The 21,837-nt window shown below is 28.6% G+C and carries 28 protein-coding genes and 1 riboswitch; of the genes, 2 read left to right on the forward strand and 26 right to left on the reverse strand.

Annotated features, from left to right (window positions below):
• Positions 1-49 precede the first annotated feature (49 nt).
• From GXK56_RS13735 to GXK56_RS13770, 8 genes are all read right to left on the reverse strand, one after another.
• Positions 50-805 carry a DUF438 domain-containing protein gene (locus GXK56_RS13735; protein ID WP_160688266.1) on the reverse strand — a complete coding sequence of 252 codons (756 nt, stop codon included), beginning with the start codon at positions 803-805 and terminating at the stop codon, positions 50-52.
• 205 nt (positions 806-1,010) lie between these two features.
• A complete protein-coding gene (locus GXK56_RS13740; RefSeq protein ID WP_160688268.1) occupies positions 1,011-1,649 on the reverse strand; it encodes an MBL fold metallo-hydrolase in 639 nt (212 codons plus the stop codon).
• 63 nt (positions 1,650-1,712) lie between these two features.
• Positions 1,713-1,946 carry a DUF2249 domain-containing protein gene (locus GXK56_RS13745; RefSeq protein ID WP_160688270.1) on the reverse strand — a complete coding sequence of 78 codons (234 nt, stop codon included), beginning with the start codon at positions 1,944-1,946 and terminating at the stop codon, positions 1,713-1,715.
• 281 nt (positions 1,947-2,227) lie between these two features.
• The gene (gene pepT / locus GXK56_RS13750) at positions 2,228-3,445 is read right to left on the reverse strand and encodes a peptidase T (protein ID WP_160688272.1); all 1,218 of its coding nucleotides are present in this window, start codon (positions 3,443-3,445) and stop codon (positions 2,228-2,230) included.
• 309 nt (positions 3,446-3,754) lie between these two features.
• Entirely contained in the window at positions 3,755-4,921 is a 1,167-nt protein-coding gene (gene dltB / locus GXK56_RS13755; protein WP_160688274.1) for a D-alanyl-lipoteichoic acid biosynthesis protein DltB, read from the reverse strand.
• Positions 4,922-5,091: 170 nt separating this feature from the next.
• Entirely contained in the window at positions 5,092-6,288 is a 1,197-nt protein-coding gene (dltD, locus tag GXK56_RS13760) for a D-alanyl-lipoteichoic acid biosynthesis protein DltD (RefSeq protein ID WP_243156122.1), read from the reverse strand.
• Positions 6,289-6,654: 366 nt separating this feature from the next.
• Positions 6,655-7,227, reverse strand: a complete 573-nt coding sequence (locus GXK56_RS13765; RefSeq protein ID WP_160688276.1) for a xanthine phosphoribosyltransferase — start codon at positions 7,225-7,227, stop codon at positions 6,655-6,657.
• Between the two features lie 222 nt (positions 7,228-7,449).
• A riboswitch (purine riboswitch) is annotated at positions 7,450-7,547 on the reverse strand.
• Positions 7,548-7,637: 90 nt separating this feature from the next.
• Complete coding sequence (locus tag GXK56_RS13770) at positions 7,638-7,841, reverse strand: hypothetical protein (protein ID WP_160688278.1); 204 nt, start codon at positions 7,839-7,841, stop codon at positions 7,638-7,640.
• Positions 7,842-8,019: 178 nt separating this feature from the next.
• Between GXK56_RS13770 and GXK56_RS13775 the strand changes: the two genes are divergently transcribed.
• A complete protein-coding gene (locus tag GXK56_RS13775) occupies positions 8,020-8,244 on the forward strand; it encodes a helix-turn-helix transcriptional regulator (RefSeq protein WP_160688280.1) in 225 nt (74 codons plus the stop codon).
• 599 nt (positions 8,245-8,843) lie between these two features.
• Here the strand turns inward: GXK56_RS13775 and GXK56_RS13780 are convergent.
• From GXK56_RS13780 to GXK56_RS13800, 6 genes are all read right to left on the reverse strand, one after another.
• Positions 8,844-8,996, reverse strand: coding sequence for a hypothetical protein (locus GXK56_RS13780; RefSeq protein WP_160688282.1), 153 nt, complete (start codon positions 8,994-8,996; stop codon positions 8,844-8,846).
• 60 nt (positions 8,997-9,056) lie between these two features.
• A complete protein-coding gene (locus GXK56_RS13785) occupies positions 9,057-10,361 on the reverse strand; it encodes a helix-turn-helix transcriptional regulator (protein ID WP_160688284.1) in 1,305 nt (434 codons plus the stop codon).
• 405 nt (positions 10,362-10,766) lie between these two features.
• The gene (locus GXK56_RS28555) at positions 10,767-10,889 is read right to left on the reverse strand and encodes a hypothetical protein (RefSeq protein WP_279283107.1); all 123 of its coding nucleotides are present in this window, start codon (positions 10,887-10,889) and stop codon (positions 10,767-10,769) included.
• Positions 10,890-10,969: 80 nt separating this feature from the next.
• A complete protein-coding gene (locus GXK56_RS13790) occupies positions 10,970-11,449 on the reverse strand; it encodes a hypothetical protein (protein ID WP_160688286.1) in 480 nt (159 codons plus the stop codon).
• Positions 11,439-11,975 carry a molecular chaperone GrpE gene (locus tag GXK56_RS13795; RefSeq protein WP_160688288.1) on the reverse strand — a complete coding sequence of 179 codons (537 nt, stop codon included), beginning with the start codon at positions 11,973-11,975 and terminating at the stop codon, positions 11,439-11,441. Before GXK56_RS13795 ends, GXK56_RS13790 begins: the two co-directional genes overlap by 11 nt.
• A gap of 20 nt (positions 11,976-11,995) precedes the next feature.
• Positions 11,996-12,607, reverse strand: a complete 612-nt coding sequence (locus GXK56_RS13800; RefSeq protein WP_160688290.1) for a helix-turn-helix domain-containing protein — start codon at positions 12,605-12,607, stop codon at positions 11,996-11,998.
• Positions 12,608-12,761: 154 nt separating this feature from the next.
• Here GXK56_RS13800 and GXK56_RS13805 point away from each other — a divergent pair, with 154 nt between their 5' ends.
• Positions 12,762-12,971: a helix-turn-helix transcriptional regulator gene (locus GXK56_RS13805; RefSeq protein WP_160688292.1), complete on the forward strand. Its 210-nt coding sequence runs from the start codon at positions 12,762-12,764 to the stop codon at positions 12,969-12,971.
• A 201-nt stretch (positions 12,972-13,172) separates the two neighbouring features.
• Here the strand turns inward: GXK56_RS13805 and GXK56_RS13810 are convergent, their stop codons facing one another.
• The 12 genes from GXK56_RS13810 to GXK56_RS13860 all read right to left on the reverse strand — a co-directional run bounded on the left by GXK56_RS13810 (position 13,173) and on the right by GXK56_RS13860 (position 21,837).
• A complete protein-coding gene (locus tag GXK56_RS13810) occupies positions 13,173-14,141 on the reverse strand; it encodes an N-acetylmuramoyl-L-alanine amidase (RefSeq protein ID WP_160688294.1) in 969 nt (322 codons plus the stop codon).
• Between the two features lie 66 nt (positions 14,142-14,207).
• Entirely contained in the window at positions 14,208-14,720 is a 513-nt protein-coding gene (locus GXK56_RS13815) for a cobalt ABC transporter permease (protein WP_160688296.1), read from the reverse strand.
• A gap of 1 nt (position 14,721) precedes the next feature.
• Positions 14,722-15,006: a hypothetical protein gene (locus GXK56_RS13820; protein WP_160688298.1), complete on the reverse strand. Its 285-nt coding sequence runs from the start codon at positions 15,004-15,006 to the stop codon at positions 14,722-14,724.
• 94 nt (positions 15,007-15,100) lie between these two features.
• Complete coding sequence (locus GXK56_RS13825; protein WP_160688300.1) at positions 15,101-15,238, reverse strand: hypothetical protein; 138 nt, start codon at positions 15,236-15,238, stop codon at positions 15,101-15,103.
• Between the two features lie 89 nt (positions 15,239-15,327).
• Positions 15,328-16,704 (reverse strand): phage tail protein, encoded by a 1,377-nt coding sequence (locus GXK56_RS13830; protein ID WP_160688302.1) that lies wholly within the window; start codon positions 16,702-16,704, stop codon positions 15,328-15,330.
• 90 nt (positions 16,705-16,794) lie between these two features.
• Positions 16,795-16,959, reverse strand: coding sequence for a hypothetical protein (locus GXK56_RS27805; RefSeq protein WP_202127887.1), 165 nt, complete (start codon positions 16,957-16,959; stop codon positions 16,795-16,797).
• Between the two features lie 56 nt (positions 16,960-17,015).
• On the reverse strand, positions 17,016-17,297 hold the full coding sequence (locus GXK56_RS13835) for a hypothetical protein (protein ID WP_160688304.1): 282 nt from the start codon (positions 17,295-17,297) through the stop codon (positions 17,016-17,018).
• A gap of 42 nt (positions 17,298-17,339) precedes the next feature.
• Positions 17,340-19,124 (reverse strand): hypothetical protein, encoded by a 1,785-nt coding sequence (locus GXK56_RS28195; RefSeq protein WP_243156123.1) that lies wholly within the window; start codon positions 19,122-19,124, stop codon positions 17,340-17,342.
• A gap of 24 nt (positions 19,125-19,148) precedes the next feature.
• A complete protein-coding gene (locus GXK56_RS13845) occupies positions 19,149-19,865 on the reverse strand; it encodes a phage tail protein I (RefSeq protein WP_160688306.1) in 717 nt (238 codons plus the stop codon).
• A complete protein-coding gene (locus GXK56_RS13850; RefSeq protein WP_160688308.1) occupies positions 19,865-21,016 on the reverse strand; it encodes a baseplate J/gp47 family protein in 1,152 nt (383 codons plus the stop codon). The genes GXK56_RS13845 and GXK56_RS13850 overlap by 1 nt, the downstream gene beginning before the upstream one ends.
• The gene (locus tag GXK56_RS13855; RefSeq protein ID WP_160688310.1) at positions 21,009-21,302 is read right to left on the reverse strand and encodes a hypothetical protein; all 294 of its coding nucleotides are present in this window, start codon (positions 21,300-21,302) and stop codon (positions 21,009-21,011) included. Before GXK56_RS13855 ends, GXK56_RS13850 begins: the two co-directional genes overlap by 8 nt.
• A 1-nt stretch (position 21,303) precedes the next feature.
• Entirely contained in the window at positions 21,304-21,837 is a 534-nt protein-coding gene (locus tag GXK56_RS13860) for a phage tail protein (protein WP_160688312.1), read from the reverse strand.

The raw sequence follows: 21,837 nt of genomic DNA on the forward strand, positions 1-21,837 counted from the left end.
AGGATTCAATATTGTAAATAGGTTTTAAATTAATATTATGTATCCTAAATTATTCTTTAGGAGTAAAGCTGCAATAACCTATTTCATCGCACCTTTTTTTCATTTCGTTCCATATATCTTTTTCTTTTATTGATTCTATTGCTGTTGGATATAAAATATAATTTTCTTTAAATATATGATCTCTTAAATTAAATATTATATATTTAGCAGTTTCATCAACTTTTTGTTTAAATTCTTTAAAATCCGATTTAGAAACTTCTTGAGCTGCTTCTTTCAAAAACTTTTTCTTAGCTCTTAAATCATCGTGCTCCATTCTCATAATTCTTGTTGGCCCAGTAATTTTTCTATCTTCCATTTCAGAAAATAAAACATCTTCTTCTCTCTTATGATGACTTTCTGCATCTAATATATTATCAACAACCTTTTCCAACTTTTCAAATTCCTCTATACTACTATCATAACTTTCTAAACTTTGAATCTTGAAATTGATTTCTTCAAGTTCTGTTAAAAATCCAAGTATTCTATCATGTTCACTGATAAGTGTATGAATAACGTGCCCTGGTTCAATTTGGGTTTTTATTTTGTCCAATTCGCCTTTTAAAACTTCCATATGAATATCACATAGATGTCTTAAATCCTCTGGGTTCATTCCTTTTTCTATTAAGTTTTGTTCAGCTATTGAAAGTTCCACTGGATTTATATTGGATACAATATCTAGAGCTTCTTTTCTTAAATCTTTTGTGACTCCATTCTTATTTAATTTTTCTAAAACCTCAGTTAATTTATTTATTTTTATATTATCCATTCTTATTCCTCCCATATATTATCAACTCATTCATTATTTCTATATGTTAATTTTATTCAAATTTCATTTCTATTAATGTGATTTAAATCAAAATTTCAAAATTTTCTTCATTATTTAGTTTGCAATTAATTAAGAAAATAATGCGAAGTATTATTTTAATAAAATAAATAAAAGGATGTCTTAAAATTTCAAGACATCCTTTTACCTATTTTAGATTAATACATGCTCCATGACCAGTTGCTATAAAACTAGGATTAAATTGTAACAAATTATGTTTCAACTCTTCTAGCCTTCTAGGGTCAGGAACTTGCTCTAAACTAATATTATTTATTTCTATATTCCAATTTGATTCTTTTACTGTACCTATTTCTTTTCCTAATGCCAACATTAAATCACTACTAAAGAATATTTTACGTTTGTTTTCCATAATTAATAATCCATCCCAAAGATGCATTTCTGAAGGATAACTTATGAATTCCAATTCATAGCTGCCAGCACTTAAAATCTCTCCAGCTTTTTTAACAATAGTTTCTGTCTTAATCCCAAAACCATTTAATTGGCGTGCTGTAACTTCTGAGCAAATTGTTTTAGCCTCTGGATATTGTTCTAATATTACTCCCAATCCCCCACACTCATCAGCTTCAAAATGAGATATAAAAATATATTTTAATTCTTTGTCCTTAAGCACGTCTTTAAGCTGTGGCAACAAGGCTTCAGCTTGAATCCTATTGCCTGTATGAACTAATAACGGTTCATCACCAAGCAGCAAATATTGATGGAAAGTAAGATTAATTGGCTCAATATAAGTACTAAATTGTTGCAATTCATCATTTAACAATGTCATACAAATCCCTCATTTCTTTCAGAATAATTTAAAACTAAAAATATTTATTAATAATCTTTAAACTTATTTTTTACTAATTGCAATTCTCCATATTTCAGGCCCTTGCTCAAGGTATTCCCATATAAACTTTTCTGGATAATTCAGCATAAATTGTTGATATAATGGCTTAGGGTCATGGTCATTTACTAGTTCCATTGTTTCACCTACTGATAATTCTTCAAAGGCTTTAAAAATTATATCTTTTTTATATCCTTTTTCTAATGTTCTAACATCTATTGTTACAGCAAAACTTCCCATATCTAATTCCTCCTATATTTTCATCTTGTATGTTAATTTTGTTTGTCTAACCTCTTAAGTAATATTATAACCATTGTCTCTACTTTTTAGTGTGATTTATATCACAGCATCAATATAATTTTCGTATTGAAAATAAAAATAAAGAGTGCAACTGCTGATTAAAAGCAATCATTAGTCGCACTCTTCTCCTTCTATAAATCTCTCTTAAAGAATGATTTCTAAGCGTAATGCTACTCCATAAAGAACCAAAAATCCAAGCGTCATAGCAATACAAATATGGATTAACGTGAATATCTTTTTAAAATCTCAACAATAATATTTGTGCAGATATCCATGCCTTCTACAGTAATATGTTCAAATTCTCCATGATATGCAAATCCACCTGTGCCTAGATTTGGACAAGGTAATCCCATATAGCTTAAAGTTGCACCATCTGTTCCTCCACGGATTGGGTCTATGATTGGTGTAACATTTAAAGACTTCATTGCTTCTAATGCATTATCTATAATGTGATAGCAAGGCTTAATTAGCTCTACCATGTTTTTATATTGATCTTTTAATATAACTTTTACTGTACCTTCACCATATTTTTCATTTATAAGCTTTTCAGCAAGCTTCATCATAGATTTTTTAGCTTCAAACTTTCCTGCATCATGATCACGTAGAATATATTCCATAACTGCATTATCTGTGTTTCCATTAAGCCTTTCTAAATAATAGAAACCTTCATATTCTTCTGTATTTTCTGGTCTTTCTGCGGCTGGTAACATGGAGTTAAATTCAATTGCTACATTTAAAGCATTTATCATAGTATTTTTTGCTGAACCTGGATGAACTGATACACCACTGATTTCTACTTTTGCTGAAGCTGCATTGAAGTTTTCAAATCCAATTTCTCCTTCAACTCCACCATCAATTGTATATGCAAAATCTGCTCCAAAGTTTTTTACATCAAAAAGATGTGCTCCAAGGCCTACTTCTTCATCAGGTGTAAACCCTATACAAATCTTTCCATGAGGAATATTTTCCTTCATAATAACTTCACAAGCTGTAAGTATTTCAGCAATACCAGCCTTATCATCAGCTCCAAGAAGCGATGTTCCATCAGTTGTAATGATTGTTCTTCCTTTTAATGTCTTTAAATGAGGAAATTTTTCTGGTGATAAAATGCTATTATTCCCTTTTAAAATAATGTCGTTACCATCATAATTTTCAATAATTTGAGGCTTTACATTATTTCCATTTGCAGCAGGTGCAGTATCTAAATGAGCAATAAGCCCTATACTTGGCTTATCTTCATAACCTTCTGTTGCTGGAATATGACCATACACGTAGCAATTATCATCCATTCTAACCTCAGAAATTCCAAGCGCCTTCATTTCTTCTACTAGTATTTTAGCTAAATCAAATTGTCTTAATGTAGTTGGATGTGTATCAGAATTTTCATCTGAAGTAGTATATACTTTAACATATTTTAATAAACGTTCATAAGCTTTCATTATTTTTGTCTCCTTTTTTGTCAAACATATTTTCATTAAAATAAATTCTTGTTTCGTTTAAATTTCTTTATTATATTTTACCATATTATATAAAATATAACCTATTTTTTTAACTATTTCAAATTCAACCTCCTTAAAGTATTATATTTATTCTTAAAAATTAAATTTCAAATAAAAAAGCCTGTAAAATTTATTTCTCTTTTTTACAGATCTTTTTATAATGCATCCTTTAATTTTAAATAAGTACTATTTTTTCAACTTGACTCTTAGCTGTGAATTGTTAACTTCTAATTGTTAATTCCTCTTTTCCTACTTTGGATCATAATAACCTGAAAATAATAATAACCCAAAACATGCTATATGGAAGGTTACTATTATCTGAACATATTGAAACCACTTCTCTTTTTTATGTTTTTTATAAAATTTTGATTTTCTTTGGAATATATCTGTTCCAACTAAAGCTAATCCTTGATAAATACCATATAAAATATAATACCACTTTAATCCATGCCAAACTCCCATAACAAACATTGTAATCATCTGAGCTACATGAGATGCTATAAATCTATTTTTAAATATTTTATTTCTCATTCCATTTAGCACAATTCTTGAATAAATATAATCTCCAAACCATTTAGATAATGATATATGCCATCTTGTCCAAAATTCCTTCATATCTTTACTTAAAAATGGCTTATTGAAGTTTTCAGGCATTCTAATACCCAAAATATAACTTGTTCCAACTGCCAAAGCCGTATAGCCTGCAAAATCAAAAAACAAATACATACTATATGCATACATATAATTCCACGAATTAATAAGAAGATTCAACTTTCTATGTATCATATCTATACTGAGAATCTTGCTCATCCATAGTGAGCTTATCAAATTAGCTATAACAAACTTATATATTAGACCTTGTAGTATTCGTTTTACACCAAAAATCAAGTAATCACTTATATATTCATCTCTACTTATTTTCTTATTCAAATCACTTTCAAATCTTCTTGATCTATCAACTGGTCCAGAACTCAAAGTCGTAAAAAATATAAAGAAATATATAGTATCTAATATGCTTACGTCTTTTATAGTTTCATCATATATTTCAATAATCATTTGTATAGCTTTAAAATTCATATAAGAAATTCCAACAAAACCAAATATATTTATGTGTTCTAAAGAAGTCAGCTTAAATAGAATCAGCGGAAGCATTGAACAAAATAAAGCCAAATAGTATAAATATTTATTATCCGTCTTCTTTCTTATAATAGAATATATTTTAATTAATGCAATTTCTCCGATTAAAAATACTAAAAATGCTTTTTCTATTCCAATTATGATAATTACCATTAATACAGATATAAATACACCATAATATTTAATATTTTTCTCTAGTATTCCTAAAATAATTGCTGGTAATAGTGCTATTGAAAGTATATATAAATAAAAGTAATCACCATATTGAATTAACGTCATTTCAACTCCTCCTTAATTCAGTCAACAGTTAGCAAGTAGCCGTCACTGATAAACCCTGCTATTAAAATTGACTATAAACAAATGGTAAATCTGATGCTGACTGAAAAACAAATACACCTAATAACAAAAGTAATACCATTGTTAAAATAGATATTGTTTTTACGCTCTTATTATTTATTAAAATATTTATAAATGCCTTCATCAACCTTAAGCCACCCTTCTTTTCCTAAATGTTGTCTATCTATTAAAAAATATTTTTTATAGTCATACCCATGCAAGTCTAAAACTTCAAAATTATTATCTTTTGCAATCTTTGTAACAGTATTACTCCATTCATCTCTTTGGTCCTTATCAAGTCCAGCAAAGTCATAGAACCATCCATTAACTGGTTGTACCACTATATATGGTTTAATACCTAAATCCTTGCATACACTTAATAAAAACTTATAATCATCCATTTCTTTAGATTTCATAATACTTATATCCTTATATTCATCTTTATGTTTATCTATTTTATCTTTTAGATTTATGTTATATGATTTATCTTCTAAATTAAATTGATTTGTAGATACAATATTTTCATTTTCTTTTTCAATTTTTGTATATTCTTCATTCCAATTTATTTCTCTTAATTTTTGTTCATTTTTCTTATTTGGTAATTCCTTAAGTTTATTATAAATTAATGCTTTATCCTGAGTATCTAATATATATTTTTTAATTTCATAATATGGGTTTAATACAATTTTCTGTACATTTGAATAAGTACTAGCGTCCAAATAAAGTTTTGCATAATAAGCCTCTCCTTGATACTTTTTAGCAGTACTTAAAAAATCATATACTCTTTCAGCATAATATTTTTTATTTTCTTCACTTATTTTAGGATTTTCCATAAACTTATAAAATTGTACTTCTGAAAAATTGTTAGCAAAATAATCTGATTTTACAGCATTAATTTTCTCAAACCATTGAATCGAAAGCATAAAAACTACCTTTTGATTAGGCTTTAAATCTCCTCCGCCTAAATAAGTTGTATGTTGTAAACTTTGCACAAATGGTCTTCCAAAGGAAGTTAGATTATAATCACCATCTTTAAAAGGATAAAAATCCATAGGATTTTGAGGAACACTTATTCCCAATTCAGATGAGCCAAGCATAAATAGATAATCTTTATCTGAAAATATTTTTTTATCTAATGAGCTTTTATCCTTTATCACATCAAAACACTGTTTTCCAAGCACTCTAATGTCTTTTTCTTCTGTTAAGACTTTTATTTTTTTATCTAAAAATAAATTAAGTCCAATTGTTGTAATTACAACTATAATAACTGATATTGTTACCAACACCAACCAATTCATTAACGTTTTCATTTCTATGTAACCTCTTTATATGTTTTTAATATTTTTATTTGATTACTATCCAGGGATCAGAATATATAACTGAAAAGTACCTATATATACGTTTCATTTTTATATTATATTATCTTAATCTTAATTATTTACCTCTATAAATGTTTTAAAAATCTAATATTTAAGCGTACGTCTTGATTATAGTATCATCCTATATTATATTCAACCTTTTTGGGAATTTTAACCTATTAAATTTAAATTTCTATATAATCCTCCAAAACATTCATATTTTTAAGGTTAATTCGTTTATCTTTAATTATAAAAATACTCCCAAATTTAAAGATAAAAAAAATCGTGACATTAAATCACGATTTTTCATAAAACTAATTATTTAACAAATTCAATTTCACCAGCAGATAATTTGGCTATTCTAGCTAGAGAATAAACATCATATCCCTTATCTTTTAACATTTGAGGTCCCTTTTGAAAAGACTTTTCTATGACAATTCCTATACCTGCAACCTTCGCCCCAGCTTCTTCTACTAAACGAGCTGCTCCAAGGGCTGCTTCTCCATTAGCTAAAAAGTCATCTATTATTAATATATTATCATCTTCGCTTATGAATTTTTTAGATAATGTCAATTCATAGTCTGCTCCTTTTGTAAACGAATGAACTGTTGTTTGATAAACATCACCATTCAAGATCTTTGATCCCTGCTTCTTTAAAGTAACCATAGGCAGTTTCATTTGCATTGCTGTCATAACACTTGGCGCAATCCCTGAACTTTCTATAGTAAATATTTTTGTAACCTTATGGTTTTCGAAATAATTTTTAAAATATGTTCCCATTTCATACATTAATTGTGAATCAACCTGATGATTTAAAAATGAGTCAACTTTTAAAACAGTATCTGATAAAGCTTGACCTTCTTCTAATATTCTCTTAAGTAAATTTTCCATTGCTTTTCTACTCCATTCTTTTTTTTATTAAATTTAGCATTAGTAAATTACAATTATTTAACCAAACTGTATTTATATATAATTTTCTCTACCTTTTAATAAAATCAATTTTATAAGCATCAGTAAAATGATTATTTTTTGTAGCAAATTTTCCAAAAAGAAAAACACCTCAAAATAAACGAGGTGTTGTAGTCATAGATAAATATATTTAAAATAATATTTAAAACCAAAACAATACCTCGTAGTCTGCTAATTTACGGATAGCAGGTAGAAGCTTACAATATCAATCCGATATCACAAACTAGCTTTTTTATATTAATTTGTATTATACATTACATTTCTTTCTTATGGAAGATTTTTTATCATAAATGTAAAGCCCACATAACATCATGGGCTTTATTTTTGTATTTTTAAATAGCTTCATCATTTTTTTTATTCAAAGCAATTTTTATATTAATTTTTTCTATTGAATTTCTTATTGCTATAAATTTACACATCTTACTCAATATCTTTTCATCATTTATTCCTTTAAATATTTCATCTGTAAGTTTATCTTCTACTTCTTCTAATGCTTCTAACACATATTCTTCATCAGTTTCGTATTCTTTTAGCATATTTCTCCTCCCCTTTTTTATTTTTTATTGTAATTATACAGGTTATTCCTCTTTACACAAACATATGTTTACAATAGATTTAAATTTATATAACATTTGCAACTCTCCAATTTGTAACAATACATATAACTAAATATAATCATTGTTAGAATTTTGTTATATGTATTGGAGTGGTTATATGTTATCTGCCATTTTAACTTTACTTAGAAAAGAACGTGGTCTAACTCAAGAAGAGTTAGCAGACAAATTACACATAAGTCGTTCTGGATATGCTCACTATGAAGCAGGAAATCGCAAGCCATCTGTTGAGGTATTAATAATAATCGCTGACTTTTATGGTACAAGCATCGATTATCTACTTGGTAGAACATATACTAGAAAGCCTTATCCTAAAGATAAATAAACAAAAGACCTAAATGATTAAAATGTGGGTCTTTTTTTATTTTCAATTATAAGAATAACTTTCTATGTTATTTCTTCTTTTCTTTAACTATATACAAATTTAATTTCTTGCTAATCTCTAAAACCAATTCGGATTCTCTCCTATTAGTTTCTATTTATTTACACATTTTTTCTTTTTTATTTATTGAATGTGTACCTCATATAAAGAGGTTGATGCATCAACTTAAGCCAATTATATAGATATATCTTGCATTTGACAAGTTTATAAAGTTAACCAATTCGACTCAATTTTGCTTAACTTTTGCTTAATTATGTAAAAGAATTTTAAATTTCATGCTCTATTTCTTACTAATAAAGTACTTTTCACTTTGTAGTATACAATTATCAGTTATAATATTATAAATAAAATTTCAGTATAACGACAATTTATTACTTACATTTGTAGTAATTTGCGATTAAAAATTTTTATTCTGATTTTTTTTAAATATATTTAATTTTCTATATATATTATTTTAATAAATATATATAGAAAAGATACTTTTCGCCATTATTATATAAAAAAAAGAACTAGCAATAATGAGCATTGCTAGTTCTTTTTATTTACCAACCCTTAGGATCTTGAGTTTGTATTGTAATTATATTATCACCAGGTGCAACTTTTTGATTGTTATCTTTGTTTGCAGTTGTTGCTGCAAAAGCACCATTTGATAAAACAATTGCTGCGGCAAGCACAGATAATACGATTTTTTTCATATTAAATACCTCCTTAAAAATACTTTCATATTTATTTTATCACAATATTAAAATTATCTATCATTTTAAGTATTTATTTTTCTCTTTATGATGATTTATTAACTTGTCTGACAAATATGTGTCCATTTCTTTATTTTTATATCTATAATATTTTGATAATTCTGTTAAAATCAAAGTACTGCTTAATTGTAATTCTTCGATTTTATTTAACATCAACTCTAAATTAACATTATCATCCCTTTTAATATATACTAAAACTAATTCATAAATTATAGCTTCAATTAAAGTTACATTTTCAAGATCATCCTTTTCACACAATTCTAAAGAACGCAATAAATACATTTCAGTATCTTCATTTGTATGTTTAAGAACCTTTGCTGTAAAATATAATGTTTCATTTAAGCAATAATTATGAGGATGTTCTTTTAATGCTTCTTTAATATATTCAGCAGCAACTTCATAATCTTCTTTATTATAATACACTTCAGACAAATTTCTATATGCTTGAGAAATAAAATTTTGATCATTTAATCCTGAAGCTATCTTGAGTATTTCTTTATATTGTATCTCAGCTTTGTCAAATTGCTTATTATCATTCAAGCAATTTGCGATTAGCATAAGTACTGTTAAAAGTTTTGATTTGTTTCCTAACTTAAATTTATCTTTTAATTCATTTAGAGAAATTAATGCATCTGTATATCGTTCCATATTCTTATATGTTTGAGCTCTATTAAACAATATTCTTTCCCAAAGATCTTCATTGCATATTTTATTATTTATTAACTCGGCTTCAATCAACTGAATTAAAGATTGATCATGATAATTTTCACTTGTACTATTTCTGGATTTATTTACATAGAAATGAGCTTCTTCTAATCTATTCTCGGAACTAAGACATGCCATTAATCCCTTGCTGCACATCTCATTACTTTTATGATAACTATTTTTATTATAATAAAAATTTGATGCTAATTTGTAAAGTTGTATTTTTATTTCATCTCTAATAATATAATTTCCTATTATCATTTCTGCTTCCATTAATTTTCTTTCAAATAACTCTACAGATTTAACTTCGTGTAAATGGTTTATGATATTTTTTGTTAATATATTATTAGATTGATCATCCTCATCCATCATTAACTCTTCCACTGTAATTACCATGTCTATTTTTTTTAATTGTGCAATTCTATTTAAATTTTCAGTAATTCCAATGGCTAAATTTAAATTTATTTTTTTTTCATGCTTTTCAATTTGACTAATTCTATTTTTTGTACAAATTCCATCCGCAACCTCTTTTTGAGTAGCTTTAAGAAACAATCTAATTTCTTTAATTTTTTTGCCTGGTGGCATAATTTTATCAAACATTTAGTTTTTCCCCGCTCCTTTTTTTAAGATGCCAAAAACCAAATGAAAAAATTACATATTATGCAATTTTTATGTATATTATAGACATTATTCCATAAATGTACTATAATTACATAGTTGACATTAAGTTGTTAGCACTTTTGTATCCCTGCAATGTTGTTTTGGATTAGTGGCATTGTAGGGTTTATTTTTTTGACTACTACAAAACAAATATAAATTCAATTATATCTATAATAAATATATAACGTAAACATTAAAATCGTGAAACGTATCTTTTTAATCGTGAAATACATATAATTATAGCTAGGACAAAGTTAAATCCTAGCTTTTTATTATCATGAAAATTGTCCTTTAAGAAAATTTAATGCATTGTTATCAGCTTTCTTTACTTCCTCTTCTTGATTCCTATCTAATATAAATTGTTAATCCAATTAATATAGTTATAATTAAGTACACTGCTATACCTATTCCCCATTTAAATAATTCCTCTCCAGCTGCTATTAATTCGTTAAGTGTTGGCATTCTCATAAATTCCTCCTTGATATCGGAGCAACTTTAAGCTATACTATATTTGCGAGATATGGTGGTAGCTTAAAGTTGCTGCCTTTTTATTTTTTTAATGTATTATATTTTCTCTTTTTATATCCTCTAATGTTATCTTCTTTCCACTTCTCAACTTCATCAATTTTAGTATTGAAATAATCTTCAGCTTTGTAATAAGATACATTAGCATATGTTCCAGTAAACACTTTCTCATAAACTGAATATACTTCATGAAGTAAATACCCTTTTTCAATCATCTTTTTCATTTGTGATGAACTTAATTTAAATTTGCATTTCCAATGATACGGTTTTATCCCAAAGTCAAATTCTTTTCTTTCCTCATAGATCTCCTTGAGGCTTTTCTTTTTCAATATTTCATCTATCATAAAATCTTTTGTTGTGCTATTTTTGACAACTGAATTTGGGTACAGCTCTTTATACATGCTAATAATAACATCTCTAGTAATCTGTGTTTTACTACCCTTATTTACTCTCATTTCCCATTCAACAAATTCATCTAGTGTATTAAACCATTTATAATTCATCTACAGATATTCCTTTCATATTTTTAAAATCAGCAAGCCATTCCCTACACAATTCAATTTCTTTTTCCATATCAATATCCTTATGATTATCAATAAATTCATCTATATACTCATGATATTCTTCTTCAAAATCTAGCATTTCTTCACCATTTTCTTTTGCTTCTTCCAATTCATCAACATATTCTTCAGGGTTAGCTTTATAATATTCAACTTCATCGTAAGAGCTTAAAAAATCTTCTACATTAATCCCGTATTCTAAAAGATATTTTAATAAAGTTTCTTCTGGAAACATTCCAAACCAGCATCTATTAAACCATTGTTCTGCCATGTAACGTTCATCTGAACCGTTTGAATATGTTCCGCTAACTAAATCACCAACGAAATTCTCGAAAAGTTGTGAAACTGTAATTCCATGCTTTCCTACATAATTTGATATTCTTTCACAATCAGCATCTGAAAGTTTGAGCTTGATTGTACGCTCCTTAATAGTTTCTATTTCTTTTGCTTGATCTTTATCATAGTTCATAAAAACCTTCCTTTCTTTACTTACCATCCTAATAATCTTTTTTCTAAATCGTCCCAGTCATATTCTCTAGGCTTAAAATTATCAAACTTAGTCTTTGGACTCCATCCTCCGTCATCTTCTGCAGGTTTAAAAGTATTCTTAACTTTACTTATGTTATTAATTGCCCATAGAGTATAACTGTACAAATTATCAGCCTTTTTTTCTCTTGCATAATTAAAAGCCTTAACTATTTTATCTACTTTATCCTTTGCTACTTGCAAAAGACTTTTCGCTTGCTTATGTGTGAATCCAAGTTCTATTATTTTATTTTCCTCTTCTGTAATTTCTGCAAAATGAATTTGACCATCTACAGGTTTATTCAAAAATAAATATTTCAGTAATTTATAAGTGTTTTTCTTCCCAACCTTAGTAATCAAGATGTAACCTTTCTTGACTAAAGCTCTTAACAGTTTAGAAACTTTTGCTTTTCTTTTAGTTTTTAGATCTGCCATTAATATTTCATAAGATGGGTAAGCATATCCACAAGATATGTTGTAATAATCATAGATAAGTTCAAGCATATAGCTTTCTTCTAAAGATAAGTTTTCATCTTTTTTAATTGCATTTCTAAACTTTAAATAATCTTTAGTCATTTTTCGTTCACCTCTTTCTGATATTATATTAATCCCTTTCAAGACGATTGTCAATACTTTTAAAATGCTTTTTTCGTTTTAAAAGAACTTTTAATATAAATACCATTGTTTCACAACTTTTTAAGTGATATAATATCATCAATGAGGTGATTTTATGATTAATATGAAATTACATATTAAACTTGCCGAAAATAGAATGACACAAAAAAAATTATACGAACTAACCGGAATACCTAAGAACACAATAACTGGATATGTAAATGAGACTTTTCTTTATATAAACAGAGAACATCTTGATAAAATGTGTGAAGTGTTTAAATGTTCTGTATCGGATTTAGTTGAATATGTAGATGAGAAAAAATAAGGTATTAGATTTTTCTAATACCTTATTTTTTTACTTAAAATACTAAGTAGTATAGACAGGTAATTAATATAAGCTTAAGTAATATATGAAGTTCCAAAATCGACACCTAAATGAATTTCTATTTTTGAAACTAATATTTCAGAAACGAGTTATATTATTAGAACTTATTATAAGTTCCAAATTTAGAACATATTAATATTTCTATACTATTTTCCCTGAAACATCAGCTGTATAAGTTTTCCCATCAATAGCTTCAAATGTACAATCTTCTTTCATTGCTCCATCATTACCAACATAATAACTTACACCCTCTTGAGCTTTAGATTTAATAAATGCATTAGTTAACATAGCCCCATCACCATACATGTAATACCATTTGCCTTTTGTTTGTATCCAATCAGAGTCAACCATCTTACCATCTTTATCAAAGTAATACCATCTTGATACTCCATCCCATTCTAAGAATCTCCATGTATTTGTTGCAGTATATCCTCCATCATCAAAGTAGTACCAATTATCATTTATTTTTTTCCATTCATTTTGGCAGTATGTTTTTTGATCTATTGCATACCACCATCTTCCGTCTGGTTCCTGATTCCAACCAACTTTATAATTTCCTGAAATAGTTGAAGCCGCTCCACCATCTACTAGTACTGGATTTTCTAACATTCCTTTTAATATTGCATTAGCAATCACTTTAGGATCATACTTTGCCATATCATTAGGATTATCTATAAACATACATTCTATAAGCATAGCAGGCACAGTAGGTCTTTTAACCATAGCTAAATTACTTCCATCTTTAATACCTCTATTTCTTAATCCTAAGTCATTGCATAAATTATCTAAAATTTTACTAGCATTAAGTACATCTCTTGCTGCATAAGTAAATATTTCTACTCCAGTACCTCCACCACTATTTAAATGTATAGAATAGCTTTCTGATGCACCTGATTCATTTACTCTACTATATCTAATATATAAACTTTGATTTACACTATCTGCAGTATCTGGTGCAACCTCTTCTACAGCATAATTATTGTTTTCTAATCCTTCTTTTAAATAATGCCCTATTTCTCTAGTGCAATTTTGTTCTTTATACCCACATCCTTCTGCTCCTGTATCAGCTCCACTTAAACAATGACCATAATCTAATGATTTTATATCCATAATATATCCTCCATATTTCTTTATTAAAATATAAAGAGTGGCATATAATCCACTCTAAGAATCCAATTAATTTTGAGTATCTATAAGAGTTGCTACATTATCAGCAACATAGGCTTGAATGTTATTTATTTTAGATTTAAGTTCTTCATTTTCTTTTTGTAAATCAGTATTAACTTGCTTCAATTCTTCTAGTTGTTGTGTTTTTGAATCTTCTGTTAAAGCTTGTCTGCCTTCATTAACTATTCCAGATACCGTGTCTCTTATATCATCTATATTTTTTTGTGTTAATCCTGGAATACGTTCTATTAATATTTGTTCAAATAAATTTTCTTTTGATCCAAACACCTCTTTGGCATTTTGAGTTAATCTAAATTTATCATCAACTATTCTCCAAACCTCAAGGGCTTTATCTAATGTTGATTTATATCCATTGTTCTCAATTCTTTGCTCTACTTCTTTCTTCTTAGCTGCAAATAATTCTATTCCTGCCTTACCTATATTTTTAATAACTACACATAATATAGCAGTAATAGCTGTTGCCGCTATAGGAGCAATTTGACTAATTAATACTTCTTTCATCTTACATTTCTCCTTTTTCTATATCATCAATTCTTTTATGAGCTGATTTTGTACTTTCCTCAACTCGTGTAATTCTTTCATTCATAGTTCCCATTTTTCCCTCTTGTGCTTCCATCTTAACTTGTATATTATTTACCCCTTGTGAAATAAAATCTAATTTAGCAGCCATTATAGCTCCCTCTTTTGTTTCCGTTTGTGCATCCTTAGTTCTATTTCGAGTAAATGTCGCTATTGTAATACATACTCCAATTACAGAACATAAAAGAGCAATGCTAATTGTCTCCATAAAACACCTACTTTCTTAATCAAATCTCCAATCGCTTGGATTTTATAAGCAATAAAAAAACACCTTCACGGTGCCGATTTATTACTTAATATTTTTAACCCAAATATTTATCTGTCATTACGTCTAAATTTTTAATAAAATCCTCCTCTTTTTCTGTTAAGTTTTCTTTATCTATTATCTCCTTACCAAGCTGTACGCAACTAATTATAAATTTCTGAAAATCTTCATTCATTATTATCCTCCTTGTTATTTATACATTTATATCTAAGAAAATAGTATTTTTTTGCATTGTTAATTTATAGATAAGCAAAATAAAAAACTTTATTGATATGCAGCATATGTAAATGTAACATGACTGTCAAATCCTGAATTCATAGCTACTGTAAAACTATTTCCTGAAACAATAATTGATCTTCCACCAACGCTATTACTTCCATTAAGTTTTGACCAAGTCAAGTTTCCAAAAGTGGCACTAACACTAATAGAAGAAGGGTTAAATGGTAATGCTATTTTATTGTTATAATAATCTCCTTCACCAGATGCTGATGTTGGAGTCGGTGGAGCTCCTGCATAATTGCCGGTAAGATTAAACATAGTTATACCAGCTCTTATATTATTAGCTATAAAGTTAGAATCACCTTTTATAATCAAATCACCTTTTAGGTATGTCCCAGCTGGTATTAAAATATCGGTTGTTCCTGGTGTAATAATAGTACCTTCCTTAGTAGATATATTTTGAGTTATTTTCCCACCATCTATATATCCTTTAGGAAGATCAAAAGTCTCGTTAATTCCTAATTGTTTATTTATAAATCCATTGTTTGGCATAGTTCCTATAGTTTCTCCATCGTCTGTAGTACAAGTTGCATCTTTTAAAAGTTGACTTGGTAATGCATTTCCACCACCCCCTTTACCCTGTACAATAAAATTTGTACCATTATACCGCATAGTATAAGGTATATCTTTTTTTAAGGTACCAGCCTTTATTTTATTACCTAAACTATCAAGTATTTCTTTCGCTCCTAATCCATTTACATTTATTGTACTTGCACTAGTGCTTGTAATATTAATTTTTATGCATAATCCCATGCCATCTTCATATTTGATTGGTTTCGGATTTACAGAAACCTCATATTTATTAGCCTCTCCTGTTGCTACTCCATAATATATATGACTTCTATTGTCTGCTAAATGTGAATTAAATTTACCCGACAAATCAAGCATTTTAGACTCTAGCAATGTAAAATCCTTTTTAGTAGCAACTACTACTGTTGGATCTATTTTTAATGTGACATTTTCCGAATTACTTATTTCCAATATTATCTTAATTATAAGATCTTTTGAACTGCCTTCGCTTGCAATTGGTTTATAAGTTTCAGGATATTTTCCAATTGCAATTAAGTTGTTTTTATCATCAAATATTCCTGCTTCTCTTATGAAAAATCCACCAACATCGCCTGGAATTATTGTCTCAATCACTATCCAATTTAAATTTTTTTCATCTATATAAATTGAATTTATATTGCCTTCCCATGTTGTGTTTATAACGTCTGTTTGACCTTCTGTCGGATTATAATAACCTCCACCTCCATCTCCTACTTTAAGTTTTACAAAATTTATTTTATTTCCAAGCACATTAGCGTTTGCTATTTGAGCTTTGCCTATTGCAGTTAGTATTGTATAAAATTGCTCTGCCATTAGAATATCCCCTTTCATTTAAATTTACAAAAATAGACAATAAAAAAAAGACTTTAAAAGTCTTGTTACTACTGCCTATTTATTAAGATATTATACTGATTCTGTTATGTCTTCCATTACACCCATTTCTACTAAAACCAATTTAACTTGCTCTTTTAAATTTAATAATTTAGGTACTTGTTCATAAGTATAAGTACCTCCTACTATTAGTGTTACCCACACTTTTACACATCCGCTTTCTTTGTTAAATTTCATTTTAAAACACATCCTTTTAATAAATTTTGATATTAACATCTAATCACCTAAAGCGTTTAAGATGAAGTTGTTACAGTAGCTAATAAATTCATAACTTCTGCACTTGTTTGTTCTAGCATTTGTATTTTTTCTTGTGCTATTTGTAATTCTGTCTTTGGTATATCCTCAAATATAGGAATATTAGGTGTTACTGTTGTATCCATCTTGGAAAGTATCTTACCTTCTGGCACTCCAGCTTCTATAAACTGTATACCACCTTGGGGCACAGGATAACTTCCAGCCATTTGCATGAATATACGTCCTGTGTTGTCATATATAACTAAATTTTTTGTATCCATAATTTATAACCTCCTATTTTTCATGACAGATTTATATCAATTCTACTCGAATGCTACAAAATTTAGGTCAGCAATAACTAGTGTGTTGTTTTCTATTAAATTTATGTTTACTCTGACGCTGGTGCCTGTTACAACTATATCTGTACTTGTTATAGACGCATAACAGGAATTACTAGGGTAGTAATAAGACTGTCTATTAGGTGCCACCCACACCCATACATAAGTTCCCTTAGAAGTAGTAACCGTTACAGTAACTACCCTAGGAGTAAATGGTAAATTATTATTGTAGTACCAAGAACCAAAATGAAAATCTTTGAATACATCTGTTACAACTCTATTAGCATTACCAGACATACCAAACATGGTTTTACCTTTTACTATATTTTCAGGCACAAAATTTGCATCATCATAATACACTCCCGACCCACCTGCTGGGTCATAATATCCTTTTGGTGGGTACATGTGAAGCCTTCCATTTGCAGGAGTTACTCCTGAAGAATACTGCCAATTACTATAAAAATTTGGTATATTCCCTGTGAGTCCTATTCCATTCCCACTAGCAAATGTATAACCACTTAAAACATGACCTGTATTTGCTGTTCCTGTAACGGGATTTATTGTTTGTGCTCCAGTTAGATATTGCCCTGCTTCTACGGTCTGTGGTGCTGTACTTGGATTATATGAGGCTGCTGATTTTGTGGCTACAGCCTGTGTAACTTTACCAGTACCATCATGGTAACCTTTGGATATTGTGTATGATTCGTTTATAGCCAATGATTTGTTCACTGAACCTATATTAGACATTGTGCCCACTATATCTGTATCATTGTCATTAGAAATGGTTTTGCCTGCTAGTACGTCAGAAGCAGTCGCTGTTCCAGATGCACTAGCTTTGATAAAAAAACAACCATTACCATTATCACCAGAAGAATTATACCAAATCGTATATGCCCTTCCTGCTTTAAAAGTTGGAGCTACGGTTGTTACAGGTTTAAACACTTTCTTTCCATTTATAGTTGTAGCACCTCCATTATTGTCAGAAGAAGCTATAAATGTTTTTGAATATCCATTCACTAATTCTCCAAGTGTTAATATTATTGCTGTTCCTGTTCCTGCTGCTGTTTCAAACAGTGTACTATCACTTGCAGTACTTGAAGCTAAAGAATTAATTGTGATATTATTCCCATCTGGAACAATTGATATATTATCTCCAGCTTTAATATTTGTGACTTCTAATTTTTTCGTAACAGTGTTCCATAATGTTCTTTCATCACTTGTAATATGCTTAATAGCGTCCGATATATGAGAATAAGCAGCGTTCCACATATCTAATAATTTTTGAGTAATTACGTCTAAAATGCCTTGATTTTCATGAATATGCTTTTTATTATTCATATCATCATGGTCTATTTTATCTTGCTTACTCATTTTCCCATCAACTTCTGAAGTTGCTAATGGAATCGAATTTGCAGAAATCGGAACCCACTTAAGACCATTATATTTATAAGTAATATCATTATCATCAACACTTACTGTCCATCCATCTTCTGCATTTGGATAAGTTTTACTTAAATCATCAAAAGTTGCAACATGCTCTTTGTAATCTAAACTAGTTACTAAAGCACTTAATTTATTATCAGTTTCATTCTTAGTATACTTATCATTCCAATTGTCTTTATTTTCATTAATTATATTTAACATATCTCTAGCAATAAATTCTTTGAATTCCTCTACTGGAGCTTTTTTTGTTTTATCATCTTGGTCGCTAAATGGTAAAAATTTAATACTATCTGGTGATCCATATGGAAATTCGTTAATTGAAGCCATTATCATCTCCTCCTTAATCTATTATTACATTGTCCATATTTCGCCAGTATCAGTTGTTATATAATTTCCTCTATCATCTGTAACTGGCTCTTTCAATGGATATAATGTTACATTTTCTATACCAACATTTTGTCCTATCGCTATATTAACTTTTCCTTTACTTTCTATATCCTTAGGTGTATATGGATATACGGTTATTTTTTCGCCCGCTAAAAGTACAGTATTATATATTGTTTTGGCTTTAGTTGTTAAAAATATGTTAATATACTCAATCCATGATCTCTTATTTTTATAGGCATTTATAAGTGCATCTAATTTTTCAATGCTTTCCTTTGAAGCTCCAGTCTCTGTTACATCAATGTCAAGTCCAAAAAAATAAGGCTTACCGCCATATTCAAACCACTCTTTTAATACTGTTCTTCCAAATATCGCTGAAACTGCATCGCTTACCGCCTGTGGTGTACCCTTGATTTTATGAAGTTTAGGTGATAATTTAATTAATGCTCTCTTCTTATCTAATGGTAAAGTATAATCATAAAAATCAACATGAAATTGCCAAGCTAATTCGTCGATAAGTTCTTCACTTAATTCATCTATTCTTCCATATATAAAAACCTCTTCAACAAGTTTATTTATTTCTTCTAAATGTGGAGTAAGTGCTTCGCAAAGAGCTTGTATCATTGGATCTTGCTGTAAATATGCTGTTTGTAGTTCCAATAAATTAAAATTACTGAGATCCATTATTCCAATCCTCCATATTTAATTTTTATGCTAGATACTTTCGCAACCTGATTTTCTTCTATAGCTTGATGAATTGGAGATACTAATTCAATTCTTCTAACACCTGAAATATTAGTTCCTTCTAAATCAATAGCTGCTGCATTTTGTATAAAATATTTTAATTCATCAGGACTTATTGCTTTTCCAATATCTCTTTGCTGCCATTTTATAAACTCCCTTATAGCTCCATCAGAACAATCAAAATTAGTTCCTTCAATTGCTTTTCGCCATTCCCCTTCCTTAACAAAAAAGTTCTTATCTAAATAATAAGTTAATTCAATGCTATAATTTATTACATCTGGAACAGCGGTTTCTACTTTATCTGTCAATGGGCGTTTATCTTTTGCTGCACATGCATCATAAATTTTATCTAATATTTCTTTACTGGGTAGTTCCCCACCATCTACAAGTGCATATATTCTTACTACTCCGGGTGAAGGTGATGTTATTTTTACGCTGGTGATAGAATTGTCAGCTGATAATGCATGATATTGATATGCCCCTTCTGGACCAGCCGTACTAAGACTTTCCATATATAATCGTGCTCTTTGTCTGTATCTTTCATCACTTTCAACATCTGAACCACTTGCTGAAATTTCAGTATTATATATCTCTGATACGTAAGGTATAGGATCTACTATATAATTTATTTTCTTGGGAAGAAAGCCATTATATTTTGCTCCTGTTTCTGCTGCAATAAGCGTAATTTCTGTTTGTGTTTCTCCTGCTTTTATTACCACATTATCTCTAATTAAAAAATTTAAATTTCCATCTGGAGTCACTTTTGTTCCTGATTTAATTGGTACATCTTGATTTTGAATCTTTGATAGCTTAGCTATCCCTTTACAAAACGCTTTTGTATCATTTAATCTTTTTGTACTATAAACATCTTCTGCTAACCCATTTAATTTATCATCTCTTGCATTCCTTAACAGATTTTGGTTGCCTGTGTCATTAATAGAATTATACAATCCTATTATTATGGGAGATAATGAATGTAGAAAGATATTTCTTTCATCACCATCACTCAACTTTATTCCAAGGTAACTCTCAACCGTGTTTAACATATCATCTAATATTTTTTGAGGTATAATTTCAACAAATTTAATCATTTATACTAACCACCACCTTTATCTCTAGATTTTCTGATTCAATTATATCAACTTTTTTTACTGTAACTTTTGGCTCATATATCTGTATCAAATCGTATGTTTCTTCAATTAAAGCATTCCTATTTTTATTAGTCTTATCTATATTTTTAGGATTTCTTCCCATAAGTCTGTTATATGGAACTTCATTTTTAATTGTATTTATTATGTTATTTACGTTTTGAAGAATTCTCTTATCCCCTTTAACGTTCCAATCAATTGAATCAGAACTTTTTATTACATAATCCATACTATCCTCCAAAAACGTCATTTTCTAGTGCTGCAACTTTTGCTGCATCTTCAGCTGACATTGTATTTTCGCCATTTGATTTTGCTTTCTTTTTTGCTTTAGAAGATTTACCTTCTTTAGATTTATCTTCTTTCTTAACACCTGCTCTAACATATTCTTCAAAACTTAGTTTCAATGTTGCTTTTATCATTTTCTCACCAAAGAACTCTGAATCTGAAATATCTACCTTTTTAAGTAAATATTTATTTGTACTTACAGGATTATCTCCTATAAATAGCATATATGGTTCACCTGCTTCGCAAATTGCTCCCCATGCTTCAACTTCTGTATTAACATCAATTGTAGGGCTTTGCATTAATTTTATAGCAAAGCTAGGATCTTGAAGTCCTTTTCCTTTAATATAACTTGATGGTTTATCTCCATCCACCTCCTGGCTTTCTACATTTAATGTGAAAGATTTACTGTATCCATCAAATGTGTAGATTTTATTAGAGCTTACTTCAAATAATTTACCTGCAAAGCCTCCTAATTGCAT

The sequence above is a fragment of the Clostridium sp. C2-6-12 genome, from assembly GCF_009928485.1.
Lineage (GTDB): Bacteria > Bacillota > Clostridia > Clostridiales > Clostridiaceae > Clostridium.

Excerpts from the sequence above, each read along its gene's own strand:
- GXK56_RS13850 (WP_160688308.1), bottom strand. The coding sequence starts at position 21,016 with ATGATTAAATTTGTTGAAATTATACCTCAAAAAATATTAGATGATATG.
- GXK56_RS13765 (WP_160688276.1), bottom strand. The coding sequence starts at position 7,227 with ATGGAAAATTTACTTAAGAGAATATTAGAAGAAGGTCAAGCTTTATCA.
- GXK56_RS13830 (WP_160688302.1), bottom strand. The coding sequence starts at position 16,704 with ATGGCAGAGCAATTTTATACAATACTAACTGCAATAGGCAAAGCTCAA.
- GXK56_RS13745 (WP_160688270.1), bottom strand. The coding sequence starts at position 1,946 with ATGGGAAGTTTTGCTGTAACAATAGATGTTAGAACATTAGAAAAAGGA.
- GXK56_RS13770 (WP_160688278.1), bottom strand. The coding sequence starts at position 7,841 with ATGCTAAAAGAATACGAAACTGATGAAGAATATGTGTTAGAAGCATTA.
- GXK56_RS13810 (WP_160688294.1), bottom strand. The coding sequence starts at position 14,141 with ATGGATATAAAATCATTAGATTATGGTCATTGTTTAAGTGGAGCTGAT.
- dltD (WP_243156122.1), bottom strand. The coding sequence starts at position 6,288 with ATGAAAACGTTAATGAATTGGTTGGTGTTGGTAACAATATCAGTTATT.
- GXK56_RS13795 (WP_160688288.1), bottom strand. The coding sequence starts at position 11,975 with ATGAACTATGATAAAGATCAAGCAAAAGAAATAGAAACTATTAAGGAG.
- GXK56_RS13785 (WP_160688284.1), bottom strand. The coding sequence starts at position 10,361 with ATGTTTGATAAAATTATGCCACCAGGCAAAAAAATTAAAGAAATTAGA.
- GXK56_RS13805 (WP_160688292.1), top strand. The coding sequence starts at position 12,762 with ATGATTAATATGAAATTACATATTAAACTTGCCGAAAATAGAATGACA.
- GXK56_RS27805 (WP_202127887.1), bottom strand. The coding sequence starts at position 16,959 with ATGAAATTTAACAAAGAAAGCGGATGTGTAAAAGTGTGGGTAACACTA.
- GXK56_RS13800 (WP_160688290.1), bottom strand. The coding sequence starts at position 12,607 with ATGACTAAAGATTATTTAAAGTTTAGAAATGCAATTAAAAAAGATGAA.
- GXK56_RS13825 (WP_160688300.1), bottom strand. The coding sequence starts at position 15,238 with ATGAATGAAGATTTTCAGAAATTTATAATTAGTTGCGTACAGCTTGGT.
- GXK56_RS28555 (WP_279283107.1), bottom strand. The coding sequence starts at position 10,889 with ATGAGAATGCCAACACTTAACGAATTAATAGCAGCTGGAGAGGAATTA.
- GXK56_RS13735 (WP_160688266.1), bottom strand. The coding sequence starts at position 805 with ATGGATAATATAAAAATAAATAAATTAACTGAGGTTTTAGAAAAATTA.
- pepT (WP_160688272.1), bottom strand. The coding sequence starts at position 3,445 with ATGAAAGCTTATGAACGTTTATTAAAATATGTTAAAGTATATACTACT.
- GXK56_RS13780 (WP_160688282.1), bottom strand. The coding sequence starts at position 8,996 with ATGAAAAAAATCGTATTATCTGTGCTTGCCGCAGCAATTGTTTTATCA.
- GXK56_RS13790 (WP_160688286.1), bottom strand. The coding sequence starts at position 11,449 with ATGAATTATAAATGGTTTAATACACTAGATGAATTTGTTGAATGGGAA.
- GXK56_RS13740 (WP_160688268.1), bottom strand. The coding sequence starts at position 1,649 with ATGACATTGTTAAATGATGAATTGCAACAATTTAGTACTTATATTGAG.
- GXK56_RS13815 (WP_160688296.1), bottom strand. The coding sequence starts at position 14,720 with ATGAAAGAAGTATTAATTAGTCAAATTGCTCCTATAGCGGCAACAGCT.
- GXK56_RS13860 (WP_160688312.1), bottom strand. The coding sequence starts at position 21,837 with ATGCAATTAGGAGGCTTTGCAGGTAAATTATTTGAAGTAAGCTCTAAT.
- GXK56_RS13855 (WP_160688310.1), bottom strand. The coding sequence starts at position 21,302 with ATGGATTATGTAATAAAAAGTTCTGATTCAATTGATTGGAACGTTAAA.
- dltB (WP_160688274.1), bottom strand. The coding sequence starts at position 4,921 with ATGACGTTAATTCAATATGGTGATTACTTTTATTTATATATACTTTCA.
- GXK56_RS28195 (WP_243156123.1), bottom strand. The coding sequence starts at position 19,124 with ATGGCTTCAATTAACGAATTTCCATATGGATCACCAGATAGTATTAAA.
- GXK56_RS13820 (WP_160688298.1), bottom strand. The coding sequence starts at position 15,006 with ATGGAGACAATTAGCATTGCTCTTTTATGTTCTGTAATTGGAGTATGT.
- GXK56_RS13835 (WP_160688304.1), bottom strand. The coding sequence starts at position 17,297 with ATGGATACAAAAAATTTAGTTATATATGACAACACAGGACGTATATTC.
- GXK56_RS13845 (WP_160688306.1), bottom strand. The coding sequence starts at position 19,865 with ATGGATCTCAGTAATTTTAATTTATTGGAACTACAAACAGCATATTTA.
- GXK56_RS13775 (WP_160688280.1), top strand. The coding sequence starts at position 8,020 with ATGTTATCTGCCATTTTAACTTTACTTAGAAAAGAACGTGGTCTAACT.